This is a genomic window from Nonomuraea monospora, from assembly GCF_039531895.1.
GTDB classification, from domain to species: Bacteria; Actinomycetota; Actinomycetes; order Streptosporangiales; family Streptosporangiaceae; genus Nonomuraea; species Nonomuraea monospora.
Map to the genome: position 1 here is coordinate 1 of NZ_BAAAQX010000001.1, position 16,040 is coordinate 16,040.

A 16,040-nucleotide genomic window follows, 5' to 3' on the forward strand; every position below is an offset into this window, starting at 1 on the left:
CTTCTTTCCCGCCGGCAACAGCGGCTCCAGCACAGCCCACTGCGCGGCGGTCAAATCACCCCGACCCACACAAAGATCATCTCGGAAGTGGATCACCCGGGTGATCCACTTCTGAAACACGCCCTAGAGCGCCCGCACGCACGACGACCCCCGCCGCACCCAGCGCGGCGGGGGTCGTCCCGCAAGGTCAGCAGCGGCGCGGACGCCGAGGCAGGCAGCGACGGCGGGCCGTCCGAGGTCAGCAGCGGCGCAGGAGGTCGCCGTCGGCGTCCACCATCAGGATGCGGTCGTCCGCCGGTCGCCGCCCGACGGTCCAGGCCACGTTCATGGTCAGCGTCCCGGCGGCGGTCGTGACGCCGCCGGTGGTGCGGCCGTCGCCGGTGGCGCGGCCGGTCCACCGGACGGCGATCTTCCCGCGCCGCACGCCCGGCTCCAGGTCACACGCGTCCGAGCGGACGCTGAAGCGGTTGCCCGAGACGGCGATGCCGTTCGTGCCGGAGGCCGAGACGATCTCGCACCGGCCGTCGCACGCCAGCGAGAACGTCCCGCCGCGCCCCGATCCGAGCCACGCCGACGAGGGCGACAGCCGGGCCACCGGCGGGTCGGGACGGGGCAGGTTCGCCTTGCGCGGCACGGACTCGATCGCCGCCCCGGCGGCGGTCTGGGGGGTGACCTCGGCGGCCCACCGCGAGGGCTCCTCCAGCAGGACGCTCGTCTGCGCGGCGGCCTTCGTGAGCGTGGCGGGGTGCGACTGGGCGTTCAGCACGGCCCAGATGAGGCCGGCCGCCAGCAGGCCCACGCCCAGGATCAGCGCGAGCCTGGCCACGGCCCTGATCGGGGTGCCCGGCTCGGGATCGTCGTCATCGTCGGCCGGCAGCCGCCAGTACTCCTGCCACTGCACGGCGTCGCCGTTCGCCGGTTGTTCCAGGGCGGACAGGGTGATGCCGCCGTAGCGGATGACCGCGCCCTCGTGGTGGGTGCCGTTGCTGTCGCCCTTGGTGGCGGCGGTGAAGACCAGCTTGTCGCCGTACGCGCCGCCGCGGAAGGGCCGCGTACGGCTCGGCGGCGTGAACGGATGCCGCCCACGCACGGCAGGCGCACCCGGATGCCCGAGCCCACCACCGGGCCGCTCCACCTCGTCACCAGGCTGCCCCGCCGGACGGTCCGACTCACCGGGCCGTCCCAGCGCCGCGGCGGGACGGTCGCCGGCCTGACCCGGAGCCACGCCCGGCCGGTCGCCGGGCTGACCTGGCACCGTGCCTGGGCGGTCGCTGCGCTGGCTCGGAACCGCGTATGGACGGTTGCCGGGCTGGCCAGGAAGCGCGCCTGGGCGGTCGCCGGGCTGGCTTGGAGCCACGCCTGGGCGGTCGCCGGGCTGGCCCGGAGCCGCGCCTGGGCGGTCGTTGCGCTGGTTCGGGATCGCGCCTGGGTGGTGGTGGCCCGGCGTCGTGGCCGGGTGGTCGGGGTCGGTGGGGTGCTCCTGGTCGGCGGCAGCCGCGCCCGCCGCCGACCAGGGCTTTCCCGGGGTCGCCGTCGTGGGGCCGGCGACCGGGGCGGGCGGCGTGACGTCGGCGGCCGGAGGAGCCGGCGACGAGGTGCCGGTCTCCACCAGTGTGCGGGCCTGCACAGGAAAGCCGTCGGCCCGCCAGAGTGGCCCCTCGCCGGGCAACGGCTGCGCCGACGCCAGCCGGTTGGGAAGTGTGCCGGGCAGTGCCGCGATGGGCAGGCGGCGCAGCAGCGCGCCCGCCGTCATGGTCCTGGGCGCGGCCCGGCAGGTCGCGCAGGACTGGATGTGCCGGCCGATTCTGGCCCTGGCCCGCCGTCCGGGGGCGGCGACCCATTCGGCCATGCGGGCGGTCAGGTCGGGGCAGCCGTCGCGGGAGCGGGCGGCGATGATCGCGGCGAACCACTCCTCCAGGGCCGCCGCGGCCCGCGTCACGATGGCGCGCACCTCGGGCTCGGGCAGCTCGAAGATCGCGGACAGCTCGCGGTCGGCCAGCCCGTGCCGTACGGACAGGTCGAGCAGCTCCCGCTGCGGCCGTTCCAGGGACAGCAGCGCCTCGGGCAGCAGCTCCGACATGCGGCCGGGCCGCGACCACGAGCCGATGCTCGCGGGCTTGGCGACGACCGCCCGGTGGGCTCGGGCCACCGCGTACAGCCAGGGCCGCCGCAGGGCCGGATCCACCACGCGATCCGCGTACAGGTGCACCGTCATCGCCGCGCCGGCGACGGCCTGCTCGGCGTCGCCCGCCGCGAGCTCGGTGCGGCAGTAGTCGTAGAGGCGGGCTCCGTGCTTGTCGCACAGGTCACGAATGGCCTGGCGCGCGTCGTCGGACAGGGTTCGCCACATCCGGTGTTCACCTCCTCCAGGTCGGTACGCGGTCACGGGTGCGTCGTGGTGCTAGGTCCTCCCGGCCGAGTCGGCGGCGCTCGCGGTTCTGGGAGTGCTCGCGGCGCCCGTAGAGCCGGCGGCGCTCGGCGTGTCCAGCAGTGACGCCTGGGCCAGGTAGGCTCGGGTGGCGTCGGGGTCGCCGGCGATGGCCCGCAGCCCCGCCATGGCCGCCGCGAGCCGTGCGCTGTCACGTTCCCGCACCCCTGCCAGCCGGGTCTCGCCGCGCGGGATCACCCGTTGCAGCAGCACCGAGCGGCGCCGCCAGGCCCACGCCTCCAGCGCGGCGGGCCGGGCGTGGCCGCCGAGCACGGCCGCGAGCACCTGCCCGGCCTCGGCCGCGTCGTGGATGCCGGCGTTCATGTTCAGCCCGCCGACGGTGGACGTCAGGTGGGCGGCGTCGCCCACGAACAGCACCCGCCCGCACCGGTACGACGTCAGCACCCCCCGAGACAGCCCGAACCGGTCGGCGCCGGTGATCCTGACCGGCTCGGAGGTCCCCGGCAGGGCGCGCCGGATCAGCAGGGACAGGTTCGACGGGGACAGCGGCTCGTGCGTGTCGCAGGGGATCTTGAAGATGATCCGCCAGTGGTCGGGCAGCGCGAGCAGGGTGCACGACTGCTGGACGTCCCGTACGTACGTCAGCGGCGCCACGCTCGGCAGCAGCCGGTCGAGCGGCGAGTCGGTGAACACCCGCAACGCCTGCGCCGGGCAGGCGGACCGGGGGAAGGGCAGCCGGAGTGAGCCGCGCACGGTGCTGTTCGCGCCGTCGGCGGCGATCATGTACCGGGCCCGCGTCCAGGTGTGGCCGACGCGGACCCGGATCCCTGTGCCGCCCTCAGCCACGCCGTCCACGTGGGTGCCGAACCGCACGTCCACGTCCGGGTAGACGTTCAGGGCCTCGAGCAGCAGCGGGGTCAGAGAGGCCTGGTCGGCGTGGATCCTGAACGGGTGCTTGGTCAGGCCGTTGAGCCGGTTCATGCCCATCTCGGCCAGCACGATGCCCGACCGGTCGCGCCACTGCACCCGGTCGACCACCCGGCCGGCGCTGACCAGCCTGGCGGCCACGCCGAGGTCGTCCAGCAGGTCGAGGGTGGCGGGGTGGAAGGTGCAGGCGCGCGCCTGCCGGGGCAGCTCGTTCTCGCGCTCCAGCACGGTGACCGGGATCCCGGCCCTGGCCAGGCAGAGCGCGGCCGTCAGGCCGGCGGGCCCGGCTCCGACGACGATCACGCCGTTCATGGCCGGTCTCCGGTGGCGATCCTGGGGGTGACGCCGTTCATGGCCTGCCTCCCATGCGGGCCGCGGCTGCCGCCATGTGGCGGCGGTACGGCACGCGGCTGAGCGTCACGTGCCGGCCGACGGCCTTGGACAGGGCCCACCAGGCCATGCAGAGGTTCGAGGTGAGCAGGGTACGGTCGTTGCCGCTGGTCAGCGGGCGCAGCACGGGCAGAGTGGGCAGCCCGGTGCCGGTGAAGAGCAGCACGGCGTCGCCGGGCAGCTCCGCCACCTCGACCTGGGTGATCAGCGAGTCGGGGGTGTGCCCGTAGGGCGAGTATCCGTCGGGCGCGCGTACCTGGACGACCTGGGTGACGTTCAGCCCGGCCGTCTTCCAGAACCGCTCGGCCAGGTCAGTCACCCACGGCTGGTACGGCGAGACCAGCACGATGTCGCTGACCATCACGTGCTCCAGCGCCTCGCGCGTGGCCTGCGTGGCGGTGGCGAACGGCACCCCGGTGGCGGCCGTCAGCTCGGCGCACTGCTCGCGGTCCTCCTCAGGGGCGAGCAGGTAGCGGGGCTCGCTGCAGGCCATGACCATCGCGTCCAGCCGCAGGCCGTCGAACGCGCCGATCATGGCGGGCACGGCCGCGTTGTAGCTCTCCAGCCGGTCGAGCAGGGACGGCCCCGGCCGCGCGGGAAGGCGGGCGACGTGCATGTCGGCCCGCGAGCCGAGCAGCCTGGTCAGCTCCGGTTCCGCCGACGGGTTCGCGGGCGCCACGAGCACGCCGACCCTGCGGCGGCTCATCGTGTGCCCCGGACGGTGCGCATGGTTCGTGTCCTCCTGTGCGGGAAGGCGAGAGTGAGTCAGTGGGCGGGGTGCCGCAGCATTTCGTCGATCTCGGTGATGGCTTCTACGGACACCTGCCGGATGCGGCGCAGCCGGTGCACGGTGCGCGCCGATCCCGCCGTCTGTTCCTCGCCCCGTGGTTCCTCGCCTCGTGGTTCCCCGCCCCAGGACGGTGGCGGCGCGCCGGGCCTGATGCCCCGCGCGTGAACTTCGTGTGGTTGTGACCTGCGCGACTCGTCGGTGAGCATGATCACTCCTATGTGCAGCGGGTGGTTACTCGGGGTGGTTCTCCCAGGCGGGCCGGTGGTCGCCCGGCCGTGCCGTGTACCCGTTCGAGAGTTGCGCGCGGCCCGGCGAGGGGCCGGCGGCGCGTCGCCGTCGGCCCCTCCTGTGCCGCGCGTCGGGATCGAGGTCCGGTCTGACGTTCCGACGCCCCGGCGACCCGCACCAGCGCCGTGGCGGCGAGCAGAACGGTGGCCGGCAGGACGGCCATGGGCACGCAGCCGTGCCCGGGTGCCGGCCTCCGCCGGCCGATCGGCACCGTGGCGCCCGTCACGGCGATCGTTCCACCCGGCGTCGCTGCCGTACCGATGATGCCGTCCAGGCCGGAATCACCGCCGTAGACGACCCTGCGGAGCCCGACGCGGCGGACGACCGGCACGGCCGGAGGCGCCGCCGCCATCGTGGCGGCCCTGGTGGCGGCCCTCGGGGGGCCGCCGGGCCGCGAATCGGCGGCTCCCGAGGAGCCGCTCAGCCGCCGCGGGTCGCGGGTACGCCGCCGCCACGTGTTCAGCGGCAGGGCGGCGGACGTGTCCGCGCGACCCGGCGGACGGTAAGAAAGCCAGCCCCAGGCGCCACCCTCCGAGACGGCCAGCACGCCAGCCGCTACCGCGCTGGCCGACAGCACCGCGCCGACTGAGTCGGGCACGTGCCGCACGGTGCCGGGGGGGTGGGGAAGCGCCGGGGCCAGCGCTGAGAGCGCTGCCACGCGGGCCGCGTACGGATCGCGCCCGCCGCGAGCGGCAGGCGGCCGTGCGCCGCCGGGTGGCAGCGGCAGCCGGGACGCGGACGGGATGACCGCCGTCGCGCCTCGGCAGGTGGGGGTAAGGAGTCTCATCGAGCCGTCACCGCGCTCTCGGCGCTCTCGGCCACGTTCGGCACGCTGACGCAGACCATGCGCTCCGTCAGCCCGGCTCTCGGGCCGGCCGCCCGCGTACGGGCCGCCCCCGAACCGCCGGCCGCCCGCGTACGGGCCGGTCCCGCACCGCCGGCCACCGCGCGCGCGACCTTGGAGGCGAGCGCCAGGTGCTCGCCGCAGCGGCGGCCCACCTTGGCCTCCAGGCCGGCCACCTGGGCCAGCCGTAGCCTGATGGGCTCCAGCGACGAGCGCCGTTCGAGTCCGTCGAGGTCGGCCAGCCTGGCCGGCCAGCGCAGCTCCTCGGCGCAGTGTGCCTCGACCTCGACGGGCAGCTCCGCGGCCGGCAATCCCTCGTGCCGCAGCCGGGTGGCGACCATGACGGCGGTGAACGCCGTCCTGTCGAAGTCGGCCAGCCGTCCCGTGAGGGCCGCGCCGAGCATCCTGACGCGGTGACTCAGGCAGACCGCACTCCACCCGAGCAACAGCAGCCGGTCGGGGCCCGTCTCGGTGTGCCAGCCCGCCAGCCGCAGCTCGCGGGCCATCCGGTGGTGGAAGCGCCAGCGGTGATCCGGGTCGTCGAGCCAGACCTGGACGCCACCGAGCGGCAGGCTCGCGACGTGCACGCCCGGCCCGGCCACCGGTCCCGCGACGCGGGCGCAGATGCGCTGGACCACCGGCTCCTGGCCAGGGACGGCCGGGCCGTCCAGGAAGGTCGAATCCATGGTCACGTCCGGCCACCTCCTCGCAGGGGGATCTCTCCAGAACCCCTGGGGCCTGTTAAGCCCCAGTTACCACGTGCTCCGATAGTCCGCTTCTGCAGGGGGCTATGTCAACTGACAGTTTGCGCATAAGTTGATACCTGCCTGCGTGGCAGAGCTTGCCCGCATGGCAGGGGACAGTGGGGCTCGCGTCCCTTACGCTGGACCATGTTCACGGGCGGCTAGGAGGTGTGCCGTGGCGAACTTCGCCGAGCGGCTCGATCTCGCGCTGACCAAGCGCGGCTTCACCGGCGCGCAGGTCGCCTCCGCCCTGACGGAGGCCGGCATCCCGATCACCCGTGCCTACGTCAGCCAGTTGCGCACCGGCAAGCAGACCAACCCCACGCTCCAGGTGCTCAGGGCGCTGGCCGCCTGCCTCCAGGTGAGCGTCGGCTGGCTGGTCGGCGACGACTACCTCGAGTCCGGCTCGGTCGAAGACCTGCAACTGCGCGCGGCCACCATCGGCCTGTCCGCCTCCGGGCTGTCGGAGACCTCGCTGGCCGTGCTGCGCGGCGTGGTCGAGCTGGCCCGCAAGGCCGAGGGGCTGCCCGAGGAGCCCGAGCCGACCGCCGACATCCCCGAGGCGGTCGCGCCGCTGAGCGGCCCGCAGCGCCGGGCGCTGGGCAAGCGCCTGCACGGCCTGCGGCTGTCCGCGCAGCTCTCCGTCGAGCAGGTCGAGACCGCGATCGGCAGGGGCGCGGCGGCCATCCCGGCCATCGAGGAGGGCCGCATCGCGCCGCCGCCCATCACCGTCGAGCGGCTGCTGACCGTCTACGGCGTCTGCGTCGCCCCCATCCGCGAGTACGTGCTCTCGCTGGCCAGGGGCGAGCGCGAGGCCGCCTGGTACGACGCGCAGTCCGTGCCCGTCTGGCTCGCCACCGGCTACGCCCTGGAGGGGCGCGCCACGGTGATCCGCACGTACCACAACCAGTTCGTCCCGCCGCTGCTGCAGACCGAGGAGTACGCCAGGGCCGCCATCACCGTGGCCGGGCCCGCGACGCTCGGGCAGCAGACGGTGGAGGAGGCGCTCGCGCTGGTGCTGGCGCGCCAGGAGGCGGTGCCCCGCGACAACGGCGTGGTGCTGTGGGCGGTGGTCGACGAGAGCGTGCTGACGCGCTCGATCGTGGGCCGGCACGTCCAGCTCCGCCAGCTCGACGTGCTGATCGAGCACGCCAAGCGGCCCAACGTCTCGCTGCACGTGGTGCCGATGGAGGATCCGGCGTACGTGCCGCGCACCGGCCCGTTCACGCTCTGGCGCTTCGCCGAGGCCTTCGAGCCCGACATCGCCTGCGCCCATGGCATCGAGTCCGACGCGCTGATCACCGACTCCGCCGCCGTGGAGGCCTTCCACCAGGCGTTCACGAAGCTGTCGGTGACGACGACCACCCGCGACGAGACCTTCGAGATGCTGAATTACCACCGCGAACGACTTTCACGTTCTCTGGGCATCTGATCAGTCCAGACCATTCGTACCAACCATTGGTAACGTAGGTATATCCATAATCAATGGCTTTTGCGGTTGTCTTTGGCCGTGGGGCGAGGATCATATGGTCTGGGTCATCGAGTGGGGTCCGAAAGGATCAGCTTTTCCCGAGATAGTGGGCGAGGGGAAAGGGGTAACACTCAATGCGTCAGCGTGCCATCCGAAACCTGGCGAAGCTGGAGATGACCCACGCACGGCTCACTCGCATTCTCGACGCAGCCGCGGGTGGGAAGAACAACTTCGTGGCGGACCGGGATGTCATACGCCGTTATGATCAGGCCGCGCCCATCACGACGACGGCCGCCAGGGCCGTGCTTGAATATTTACGCCGCGTGGTCCGTCATCTGGCGAATGAGGGCGTGGACCAGTTCGTGATCGTCGGGAGTGGTGTCCCGAGCGGCCTGCCACCTGGCAGGCAGTTGCACGACGTGGCAGCGGACGCCCTGCGCGTCTCGGTGCCGCGCGTGGTCTACGTGGAGAACGACCCTATGGTGCTGGCCGGCGCGAGGGCGACCATCGAGCCCGTCACCGATCTCGTCCGCGTCGTAGAGGGCGACGTGCGCGAGATCGACGACATCCTCGACGACCGGGTGCTGCAGACGTTCCTCGACTGGGACCGGCCGATGGCCGTGTTGCTGCTGTCCACCCACAGCCTGAACGACGACGAGTACTTCCATTACGTGATCAAGCGCATTCGGCAGGTGGTCCCAGAGCGGAGTTACCTGTCGGTGCTGCAGACCACGTTCGACGCCATTCCGGCGGAGTTGTTGCCGGCCATTCACGACCTGCTGGCGATGACACTGCCGGGGCACGCGATACGCACGCGGGAGGAGGTGGAGGCGTTGCTCGAAGGTCTCGTGCTGGTCGATCCGGGATTGGTGTGGATTCCGGAATGGCGGCCCGACGACCACGACACCGCCTGTGCTGATCAGCCCAGCGCGTCGGGCAATTACGGCGCCGTGGCCCGGATTCCCTGACTTCTGTCGATGCCTGCGGTCGCGGGCCCGGCCGGGTGCACCGGCCGGTCCCTTGGCCGCCCATCACAGGAGGCGGCCGCCCCTGAGCCGCCACTGCACGAACAGCACCCGCATGGGTCCGTTCACGAACAGCCACTGACCTAGCCAGACGACCCCGAACATCACGCAGAAGGCCCAGAAGGACACCGGCCCGCCGACCCCCGGCACCAGGCCGGCATCGAGCAGCAGCCACATGACCAGCCCCTCCGGCACGGCCGTGAGCAGCCCGAACAGCGTCGGCCAGTCCTTGTCCCAGCGGAACTGCATGAGCAGGTGGTACAGCAGCTCCCAGCCGGCGCCGACCACGGCGACGGCCAGCAACACCAGGAACGCGTCCCCGAAGGACATCGGCAGCACGAGCGCGAGCAGCGCCGTCAGCACCACGCCCACCGTGGCCAGCACGAACAGCCGGGTCTGCAACCGCCCGGCCAGCGTCGGGATCAAGCCGGTCTCCTGTTCGCCGCCCATCTCACCCACTGGGACACCGACCTGAGCGGCCCCAGCCCCTTGCAGAAGCCGCGCCTGGCCAGGTCGTCGGCGATGTCGAGAGCCGCCGTCTGCATGCCGAGGAAGCTGTCCACCGCCAGGAAGTGGTTGCCCGCGGTCGCCGCGCCCGAGGCGTACAGGCGGCCGTCGCCGTTCTCCGCGCCCAGCACCTCGAAGCTCTGCCCGACCTGCAGCCTGCCCGCCCTGTTGGGGCGGGCGCCGCCGTGCTGGAGCAGGTCGGCCAGCACCCGGTGCTCCGGCATGTCGGCCTCCAGGCCTGTGCAGTCGATGATGAAGTCGGAGACGTACTGCATGGGCGCCGCGCTGGCGCTGCGGGTGTAGGTGACCAGCCGGCCGTCGGGCGTCAGGTCGATCCGCTCCACCTCGGCGTGCGCCGGGTGGTACCAGCTTCCCCGCCTGGCCCTGCCGAGCTGCTCCTGCCAGCGGGCCAGCTTCGGCGTGGTGGTGCCCGCCACCAGCGCCGCCAGCCTCGCCCGCCGCTCCGGCGTCGCCTTGCGGAACTGCGCCTTGAGCTGGCCGCCGAACGCCGACTTGGGCATCGTGAACGCCTGGTACGCCCACCCGTCGCCGCCCTTGCGCCGCATGAACGCGTGCGGCCCGTGCGAGCCCGTCACGTACGTGCGGAACAGGTGCACGATCGTCGTCTGCAGGCCGTACCGCTCCCTGTCGTCCATGAGGCGCTGCAGCACCCGTGAGGCCACGATGCCCGCGCCGCGCACCACCACCACGCCCGGCCGCTTCCTGAGCTGGTCGTAGACGTGCTCGTGCGGCTCGTACGCGTTCACCACCCGATGCCGCTCGCCCCGCCGCTGCCGGAACTCCTGGAGGTCGTCGAGGAACTTCAGCCCCGGATACCCGACGGCCAGGTGCACGTACCGCGAGCGGAGCGCCACCCGCTTGGTCGGCCCGCTGCCCGCAGGCGGCGTCAGCACGGTGAAGTAGCCGCCGCCCAGCCGTTTCCTGACCATGCGGACCTGCCCCTTGGCCAGCATCTCCCAGTAGCCGATGCGCTCGGCCTCGCGCTGCACGCCGCGCATCACCAGCGCCGCGGGCGGGCTGTAGAAGTCGGCGGCGACCGGCTCGGTGAGCACCTGCAGCAGCGGCTCCATGGAGCGCTCCTGCCAGGCCTCCTGCAGCGCGTACGACGGGAAGCCCCAGATGTTGTCGGGCCGCGCCCCCGAGTCGGAGCGGATGCGCTCGTGCGCCGGGAGCTGCGAGACCCGCGTCAGGTACTCCCACGTCTGCCAGGGGGAGTCGCTGGTCGACAGCACCCGCATGTCGGCGGTGGCCACGCCGCGGATGCGCAGCACGTCGAGCAGTGTGAACGAGCCGATGCCGCCGCCCACCGACACCAGCAGCATGTCATAGAGGGGAATGCCGGCCGCCTCCACCAGCCCGTCGGCCCAGACGGAGGAGTGCAGCAACTCCGGCGTCAGATCTCCCCAAGCCACGAAAGTTAAAGGTAGCGCAAAAGAGATCTTTCAGTCCCACCAGAATGACCATACGTGTCCGCCCGTGATCTGAGCGGCATAACCCTGCAGATCGCCGGGGCCCTGCACCACGTTGTCCGGGCAGAACGCCCAGTGCTCGGCCGCCACGTGTAACGCGTGCTCGAAGTCGCCCGGCGGCGCGGCCACGCTCAGCTCCAGCGTGTTGAACCCGACGCTCACCACCCGTGCCCCGAACCTGTCCTCCCAGCTCCGCACCACCGCCGCCATCGGCACCATCCACTCGTTGTGGTGCAGGGCGCCCTGCCAGCCCATCACCGCCAGCGCGTCCGAGCTGCGGTCGGCGGCGACCAGGCCGAGCGGCATGCCCCTGGTGGCCAGCTCGCCCGCCAGCCAGTCGGCGACCGCCCCTGGAACGGCCTTCAGCACGCCGGGCGCGGCCGGGCCCGGGCAGATCGCGCCGAACGGCTCCAGCTCGTCCAGCGCGTCCGGCGGCATCTGCATGACCCACTCCTGCCACACCTCCGCCATGAACCCCTCGGCGGTGAAGTGGTCGATCTGGCGGGGATCGTCCGGCACGACCTGCCCCACCGCCCAGGGCTGCGCCGACTCGTCCAGCAGCAGCGGCCACAGGCCGCTGTGGGGGTGCCACTCGCGCAGCAGCGTCCAGTCCGCCCCGGACACCGGCTCCTCGCTCATCCAGAACGCCGGCCGCGGCGCGTCCCCCTGCCCGGTGTAGCCGGGATCCGGCCAGACCACGTCACCGGGCGGCAGCGCCACGGGCAGCCTGCGCCCCCTGCCGCCGTCGGCGAACAGGGCGCCCAGCTCGCGTGGCAGCCGATGATCGCTCATGCCCTACCGTTCCGATACCGAATCCTGTCTCGGAGATGGTAGTGCCGCCGGTCACTCCGGCACCTGTGGCGGGGGAGCCCTGGAGTGCCGGTGTGGGGCAGAATGCTGTTCCGTGTTCCCCTTCGACGCGGTTCTCACCGACTTCGACGGCGTGCTGCGCCACTTCGACCACGCCGCCCAGGCCGAGATCGAGGCCCGCTACGGGCTGCCTCTGCGCAAGACGGCCTTCGACCCCGGGCTGATCCTGCCCCCCACGCTCGGCCACCTGTCCGAGGCGCAGTGGGCCGAGTCGGTCGCGACGGCGCTCGGCGGGGACGAGCGCGCGCGGCAGGCCGTGGCCGAGTTCATCGCCATCGAGTTCTGGGTGGACGAGGAGGTCAAGGCGCTGCTCGCCAAGGCGCAGGAGCGAGTGCCGGTGATCATCGTGACCAACGCCATGGACACGCTGGAGGAGCACATCGACCGGCTCGGGCTGACGTACTTCGCCGACGACGTGGTCAGCAGCGCCAGGGTCGGCGTGGCCAAGCCCGACCCGCGCATCTACGAGATCGCGGCGGAGCGGGCCGGGGCCGACCCCCGGCGCTGCCTGTTCGTGGACGACCGGCTGCCGAACGTGGAGGCCGCCGTCGCCCTCGGCATGACCGGCGTCCACTACCGGAAATTTCAGGACCTGTCGGACGTCCTGGGCTGACCGGCGGCCATGTCGAAAAAGGCCCGCTCCAGCTCCACGGCCCGCCGGAACACGTCCAGCACCTCCTGACGCCGCTCCTCGCTCATCCCGGCGCCCAGCCGGTCCAGCTCGCCGCGCAGGAAGGCCACCCAGGCGCGGAACTCCGGCCCCTCGTGCAGCTCGATCCACTCCCGGTGCACGAAACGCTCGGGGAGCGGCTGCGCGGCCCGCGAGGCCCAGCCGAGGTAGCACCACTCGGCCACGCACAGCACGGCGGCGATCAGCGGGTAGTCCTGCGAGAGGCGGACCTCGTCCATGAGCCGCCTGAACGCCGCCGTCACCGGCTCCAGCGGCACCTCGGTGCGCCCGCCCAGCTCGGCCAGCGCCCGGTGGAAGTACGTCTTCTCCTCGGTGGTCGCCACCTGCCCGAGGAACGTGCCGTACGGCACCCGCGCCTCGAACGTGTCGGCGGCGGCCACGGCAGCGCCGAGCAGTGCCGTGAAGGAGTCCACGAACTGGAAGTCCTGCTCCAGGTAGCGCCGCAGGTCATCGTCGGCCGCCGATCCGTCGTTGATGGCCATCGCGAACGAGTGGGTCACCACCGCCGTCCACTCCGGCTCGCACTGCTGCCTCAGCCACTCGCTGAACGTCTGCTCACTCATGGCCTCCAACCGTAGAGGCCGCCGGGCCGGATGGACCGCCGCCCCCTCGCCGTGCTGGGCGAGCTGCGCTTCTCGCCATGGCCAGGGGGCGGCGGCGACTGAGCGCCTGTCAGTACCCGCCGTACGGATTCTGGGAGGTCGGCTGGGTGTTCGGGGCGCTCGACTGGTGGCCCGCCGGATGCGTCGGGCTGCTCGACGGCGTGCTCGCCGCCCCGTTCGAGCTCACCTTCGTGCCCTGCGGGGCGATGACCCCCAGCAGGCCGTGCTTGGTGCCGTCGATGCCGGCGGAGAACCACAGCGAGCTCTCGCCGCCGGTGGCGGCGGTGCCGGGCTCGAGATCCCAGAGGCCGGGCAGCACGATCGCCTTGCCGTCGGAGGAACGCAGCGCGCCCAGGTGGCGGCCGCTCCTGTAGGCGTGGACGGTGCCGTCACCGAAGTTGCCGACCAGCAGCGCGTTCCTGTACTGGCTCCAGCCCTTGGGCGCCGCGGTGATGCCCCAGGGGGCGTTCAGGCCGACGCGGGAGATGCGGCCGGTCAGGCGCCCGCCGGCGTTGAAGCGGCTCACGAAGCCCTTGCCGTTGCCGAAGACGGGCTTGCCGGTGCTCGGGTCGCGCAGGGCGTAGGCGACCCAGATGTTGCCGTTGGCCACCGCCACGTTGTAGGCGTTGTAGCCCTCCGGCAGCGCCCGGTCCCTGAACTGCCACTTGGCCAGCCGGATGCGCCGGAAGTCCTCGTCGAAGGCGTGGATGCGCCCGCTGGCGAAGTCCGCCGCCAGCAGGAACGCCTCGTCCTCGGTCTGGACGAGCTCCAGGCCCTTGTAGTCGGCGCCGCGGGTGAAGGCGGCGATGATCGCGTTGGCCGGGTCGACCTCCGCGTTCCAGCCGCTGATGGCGCCGCTGGGGCTGGAGAAGATGAAGGTGGCGGGCTTGCCCTTGACGGTGAAGCCCTCACCGGGGTTGAACACCTGGCCTGTCGGGGCACCGCCCGGGATGGCCACCTCCGTCTTCTCCTTCTTGCCCGTGCCGGAGTAGACGGTGGCACTACCGGTGCCGGTGTTCGACACCCACAGAGTCTTGCCCATGGCCAGGCCCCACGGGTTGACGACCTTGGGGTCGGTGACCGGGGCTTTGCCCTGAACGTCCGACACAAGGTTGATGACGTCGAATCGCGTCCTGGTGGTGGCGTGTGCGGGAGAGGTGAGAGACGCTCCCAAGACGACCGCAACAGCGCAGAGTGTGATGATGCGTGGCCGCATCCGTTGCCTCCTAGTTAGCGCTTGTGACGCGAGATACGCGGAGGGAAGAGGCGGGGTTCAGCCCGGCCAGAAATAGAGTTATTTGCGCCTGCGGGGAAGATAGACAGTCATGAACGTGCTGGGCATCGACATCGGCGGCTCCGGAATCAAGGGCGCGCCCGTCGACACAGAGGCCGGTGAGCTGCTGGAAGAGCGGCTTCGCATCCCCACTCCGCAACCGTCGTCCCCCGATGAGGTGGCCGGGGTGGTGGAGTCGATCTCCCGTCATTTCGGCTGGACCGGTCCGATCGGAGTGACCTTCCCCGGGGTGGTCGTGAACGGCGTCATCAGGACCGCCGCGAACGTGGACCGCTCCTGGGTGGGGGTGGACGCGGCGCACCTGTTCGGCGGCGCGACCGTGCTCAACGACGCCGACGCCGCCGGCTTGGCCGAGGTGCGCTTCGGCGAGGGGCGTGACAGGCGGGGGACCGTCCTGGTGCTGACCTTCGGGACGGGCATCGGCAGCGCCCTGTTCGTGGACGGGACGCTCGTCCCCAACACCGAGCTGGGGCACCTGGAGCTGAACGGCAAGGAGGCCGAGCACCACGCGTCGGACCGTGCCAGGGAGAAGCACGACCTGAGCTGGGAGAAGTGGGCGGAGCGGGTCGAGGAGTACCTGCGGCACGTCGAGATGCTGTTCTCCCCGTCGCTGATCGTGATCGGCGGGGGCGTCAGCAAGAAGGCGTCCAAGTTCCTGCCGCACGTCCGGCTGGACACGCCCGTGGTGCCGGCCGCGCTGCAGAACCAGGCGGGGATCATCGGCGCGGCGCACGCGGCGGCGGGCCGCATGCAACGCGTCCACTGACGCCCGCCCTCGCGCCGCCTGGGCGCACCCGCGCCCAGGCGATCACGCCGAGCCCGCATCCCCGCGCCCAGGCGGTCACTTCGAGCCGGTCACTCCGGGCCGGACAGCGCCTCGGCCATGGCGTCGAGCTGCCGCAGCAGCACCTCCGCCTGAGCCCGGTCCAGCCCGGCCGTCATCCGCCGCTCGATCGCCAGCACGTCGGCCCTGGCCGCCTCCAGCACCCGCTCCCCGGCCTCCGTCAGCCGCGTCGGCAGCGCGCGCCCCGACGGAGCGGTCGCGGGCCGCGACACCAGCCCCGCCTCCTCCAGGTTGCGCAGCACCACGTTCATCGACTGCCGCGTCACGAACCCCCCGCGCGCCAGCTCCGCGTTCGACAGCTCGGGCCGGCGCCCGAGCAGCTCCATGCACACGTACTGCGGCGTGGTGAGCCCGTGGGCCCGCAGCGCGGCGTCCATGGCGGCCCTGAGGGCGGCCTGCACCCGCTTGAGCTGATAGCCGACGGTCCGGGTGGCATCGTCTTGCGTCATGTCAGAAGTCTGACATAAGCTCCTCGATGTCAAAACTCTGACATCCGCACCAGGGGGCACCATGACCGTCACCGGAATCGACTTCGTCGCACTGCAGGTCCGCGACCTCGACCAGGCCGCCGCCTTCTACGAGAAGCACCTCGGCCTCAAGCGCGACCCGGGGGCCCCGCCGCACGCGGTCGTGTTCGCCACGGAGCCCATCGCCTTCGCCGTCCGCGAGCCCCTGCCCGGCGTGGAGCTGCCAGAGCGCCCCGGGGCGGGCGTCGCGCTCTGGCTCAAGGCCGACGACGCCCAGCGGCTGCACGACGACCTCCAGACGGCGGGCGTGCCGATCGTCACCCCGCCGATCGACGGCCCCTTCGGGCGCACGTTCAGCTTCGAAGGCCCCGAGGGTTACGTGATCACGATTCACGATCGCTGAGACAC

Annotated in this window: 17 protein-coding genes; 5 read left to right on the plus strand and 12 right to left on the minus strand. The window is 72.2% G+C overall.

Annotated features, from left to right (window positions below; genetic code table 11):
* Window positions 1-238: 238 nt before the first annotated feature.
* The 6 genes from ABD331_RS00005 to ABD331_RS00030 form a co-directional block, all read right to left on the minus strand.
* Window positions 239-2,350: an RNA polymerase sigma factor gene (locus ABD331_RS00005; RefSeq protein WP_344469993.1), complete on the minus strand. Its 2,112-nt coding sequence runs from the start codon at window positions 2,348-2,350 to the stop codon at window positions 239-241.
* 51 nt (window positions 2,351-2,401) lie between these two features.
* A complete protein-coding gene (locus tag ABD331_RS00010; RefSeq protein ID WP_344469994.1) occupies window positions 2,402-3,628 on the minus strand; it encodes an FAD-dependent oxidoreductase in 1,227 nt (408 codons plus the stop codon).
* 37 nt (window positions 3,629-3,665) lie between these two features.
* Window positions 3,666-4,412, minus strand: coding sequence for a maleate cis-trans isomerase family protein (locus ABD331_RS00015; protein WP_344469995.1), 747 nt, complete (start codon window positions 4,410-4,412; stop codon window positions 3,666-3,668).
* 59 nt (window positions 4,413-4,471) lie between these two features.
* The gene (locus tag ABD331_RS00020) at window positions 4,472-4,702 is read right to left on the minus strand and encodes a hypothetical protein (RefSeq protein ID WP_344469996.1); all 231 of its coding nucleotides are present in this window, start codon (window positions 4,700-4,702) and stop codon (window positions 4,472-4,474) included.
* A gap of 8 nt (window positions 4,703-4,710) precedes the next feature.
* On the minus strand, window positions 4,711-5,382 hold the full coding sequence (locus ABD331_RS00025; protein ID WP_344469997.1) for a hypothetical protein: 672 nt from the start codon (window positions 5,380-5,382) through the stop codon (window positions 4,711-4,713).
* A 185-nt stretch (window positions 5,383-5,567) separates the two neighbouring features.
* Complete coding sequence (locus ABD331_RS00030) at window positions 5,568-6,320, minus strand: hypothetical protein (RefSeq protein WP_344469998.1); 753 nt, start codon at window positions 6,318-6,320, stop codon at window positions 5,568-5,570.
* 226 nt (window positions 6,321-6,546) lie between these two features.
* On the opposite strand from ABD331_RS00030, the gene ABD331_RS00035 reads away from it, so the two are divergent.
* Together ABD331_RS00035 and ABD331_RS00040 are read left to right on the plus strand one after the other, a co-directional pair.
* On the plus strand, window positions 6,547-7,803 hold the full coding sequence (locus ABD331_RS00035) for a Scr1 family TA system antitoxin-like transcriptional regulator (protein ID WP_344469999.1): 1,257 nt from the start codon (window positions 6,547-6,549) through the stop codon (window positions 7,801-7,803).
* Between the two features lie 173 nt (window positions 7,804-7,976).
* The gene (locus ABD331_RS00040; RefSeq protein ID WP_262379416.1) at window positions 7,977-8,810 is read left to right on the plus strand and encodes an SAM-dependent methyltransferase; all 834 of its coding nucleotides are present in this window, start codon (window positions 7,977-7,979) and stop codon (window positions 8,808-8,810) included.
* 63 nt (window positions 8,811-8,873) lie between these two features.
* Here ABD331_RS00040 and ABD331_RS00045 read toward each other — a convergent pair whose 3' ends face one another.
* Genes ABD331_RS00045 through ABD331_RS00055 form a run of 3 tightly spaced genes read right to left on the minus strand, consistent with a single transcriptional unit; the run spans window position 8,874 to window position 11,656 of the window.
* Entirely contained in the window at window positions 8,874-9,293 is a 420-nt protein-coding gene (locus tag ABD331_RS00045) for a hypothetical protein (RefSeq protein ID WP_344470000.1), read from the minus strand.
* The gene (locus ABD331_RS00050) at window positions 9,290-10,807 is read right to left on the minus strand and encodes a hypothetical protein (protein WP_344470001.1); all 1,518 of its coding nucleotides are present in this window, start codon (window positions 10,805-10,807) and stop codon (window positions 9,290-9,292) included. The genes ABD331_RS00045 and ABD331_RS00050 overlap by 4 nt, the downstream gene beginning before the upstream one ends.
* Window positions 10,808-10,837: 30 nt before the next feature.
* On the minus strand, window positions 10,838-11,656 hold the full coding sequence (locus ABD331_RS00055) for a DUF4253 domain-containing protein (RefSeq protein ID WP_344470002.1): 819 nt from the start codon (window positions 11,654-11,656) through the stop codon (window positions 10,838-10,840).
* A gap of 112 nt (window positions 11,657-11,768) precedes the next feature.
* Between ABD331_RS00055 and ABD331_RS00060 the strand changes: the two genes are divergently transcribed.
* Window positions 11,769-12,347 (plus strand): HAD family hydrolase, encoded by a 579-nt coding sequence (locus ABD331_RS00060; RefSeq protein WP_344470003.1) that lies wholly within the window; start codon window positions 11,769-11,771, stop codon window positions 12,345-12,347.
* On the opposite strand, the gene ABD331_RS00065 is transcribed toward ABD331_RS00060, so the two are convergent.
* Both ABD331_RS00065 and ABD331_RS00070 read right to left on the minus strand, forming a co-directional pair.
* Complete coding sequence (locus ABD331_RS00065; protein ID WP_344470004.1) at window positions 12,320-12,988, minus strand: TenA family protein; 669 nt, start codon at window positions 12,986-12,988, stop codon at window positions 12,320-12,322. The genes ABD331_RS00060 and ABD331_RS00065 overlap by 28 nt on opposite strands.
* 109 nt (window positions 12,989-13,097) lie before the next feature.
* On the minus strand, window positions 13,098-14,135 hold the full coding sequence (locus ABD331_RS00070; protein WP_344470005.1) for a TIGR03118 family protein: 1,038 nt from the start codon (window positions 14,133-14,135) through the stop codon (window positions 13,098-13,100).
* A 217-nt stretch (window positions 14,136-14,352) separates the two neighbouring features.
* Between ABD331_RS00070 and ppgK the strand changes: the two genes are divergently transcribed.
* Complete coding sequence (gene ppgK, locus ABD331_RS00075; protein ID WP_344470006.1) at window positions 14,353-15,087, plus strand: polyphosphate--glucose phosphotransferase; 735 nt, start codon at window positions 14,353-14,355, stop codon at window positions 15,085-15,087.
* Between the two features lie 89 nt (window positions 15,088-15,176).
* Here ppgK and ABD331_RS00080 read toward each other — a convergent pair whose 3' ends face one another.
* Window positions 15,177-15,614, minus strand: a complete 438-nt coding sequence (locus ABD331_RS00080; protein WP_344470007.1) for a MarR family winged helix-turn-helix transcriptional regulator — start codon at window positions 15,612-15,614, stop codon at window positions 15,177-15,179.
* A 61-nt stretch (window positions 15,615-15,675) separates the two neighbouring features.
* On the opposite strand from ABD331_RS00080, the gene ABD331_RS00085 reads away from it, so the two are divergent.
* Window positions 15,676-16,035 (plus strand): VOC family protein, encoded by a 360-nt coding sequence (locus tag ABD331_RS00085; RefSeq protein ID WP_344470008.1) that lies wholly within the window; start codon window positions 15,676-15,678, stop codon window positions 16,033-16,035.
* Window positions 16,036-16,040 lie beyond the last annotated feature (5 nt).

Bases quoted from the DNA above. Each gene is read 5' to 3' on its own strand.
- ABD331_RS00065 (WP_344470004.1), bottom strand. From the start codon at position 12,988: ATGAGTGAGCAGACGTTCAGCGAGTGGCTGAGGCAGCAGTGCGAGCCG.
- ABD331_RS00040 (WP_262379416.1), top strand. From the start codon at position 7,977: ATGCGTCAGCGTGCCATCCGAAACCTGGCGAAGCTGGAGATGACCCAC.
- ABD331_RS00005 (WP_344469993.1), bottom strand. From the start codon at position 2,350: ATGTGGCGAACCCTGTCCGACGACGCGCGCCAGGCCATTCGTGACCTG.
- ABD331_RS00020 (WP_344469996.1), bottom strand. From the start codon at position 4,702: ATGCTCACCGACGAGTCGCGCAGGTCACAACCACACGAAGTTCACGCG.
- ABD331_RS00010 (WP_344469994.1), bottom strand. From the start codon at position 3,628: ATGAACGGCGTGATCGTCGTCGGAGCCGGGCCCGCCGGCCTGACGGCC.
- ABD331_RS00085 (WP_344470008.1), top strand. From the start codon at position 15,676: ATGACCGTCACCGGAATCGACTTCGTCGCACTGCAGGTCCGCGACCTC.
- ABD331_RS00080 (WP_344470007.1), bottom strand. From the start codon at position 15,614: ATGACGCAAGACGATGCCACCCGGACCGTCGGCTATCAGCTCAAGCGG.
- ABD331_RS00055 (WP_344470002.1), bottom strand. From the start codon at position 11,656: ATGAGCGATCATCGGCTGCCACGCGAGCTGGGCGCCCTGTTCGCCGAC.
- ppgK (WP_344470006.1), top strand. From the start codon at position 14,353: ATGAACGTGCTGGGCATCGACATCGGCGGCTCCGGAATCAAGGGCGCG.
- ABD331_RS00015 (WP_344469995.1), bottom strand. From the start codon at position 4,412: ATGAGCCGCCGCAGGGTCGGCGTGCTCGTGGCGCCCGCGAACCCGTCG.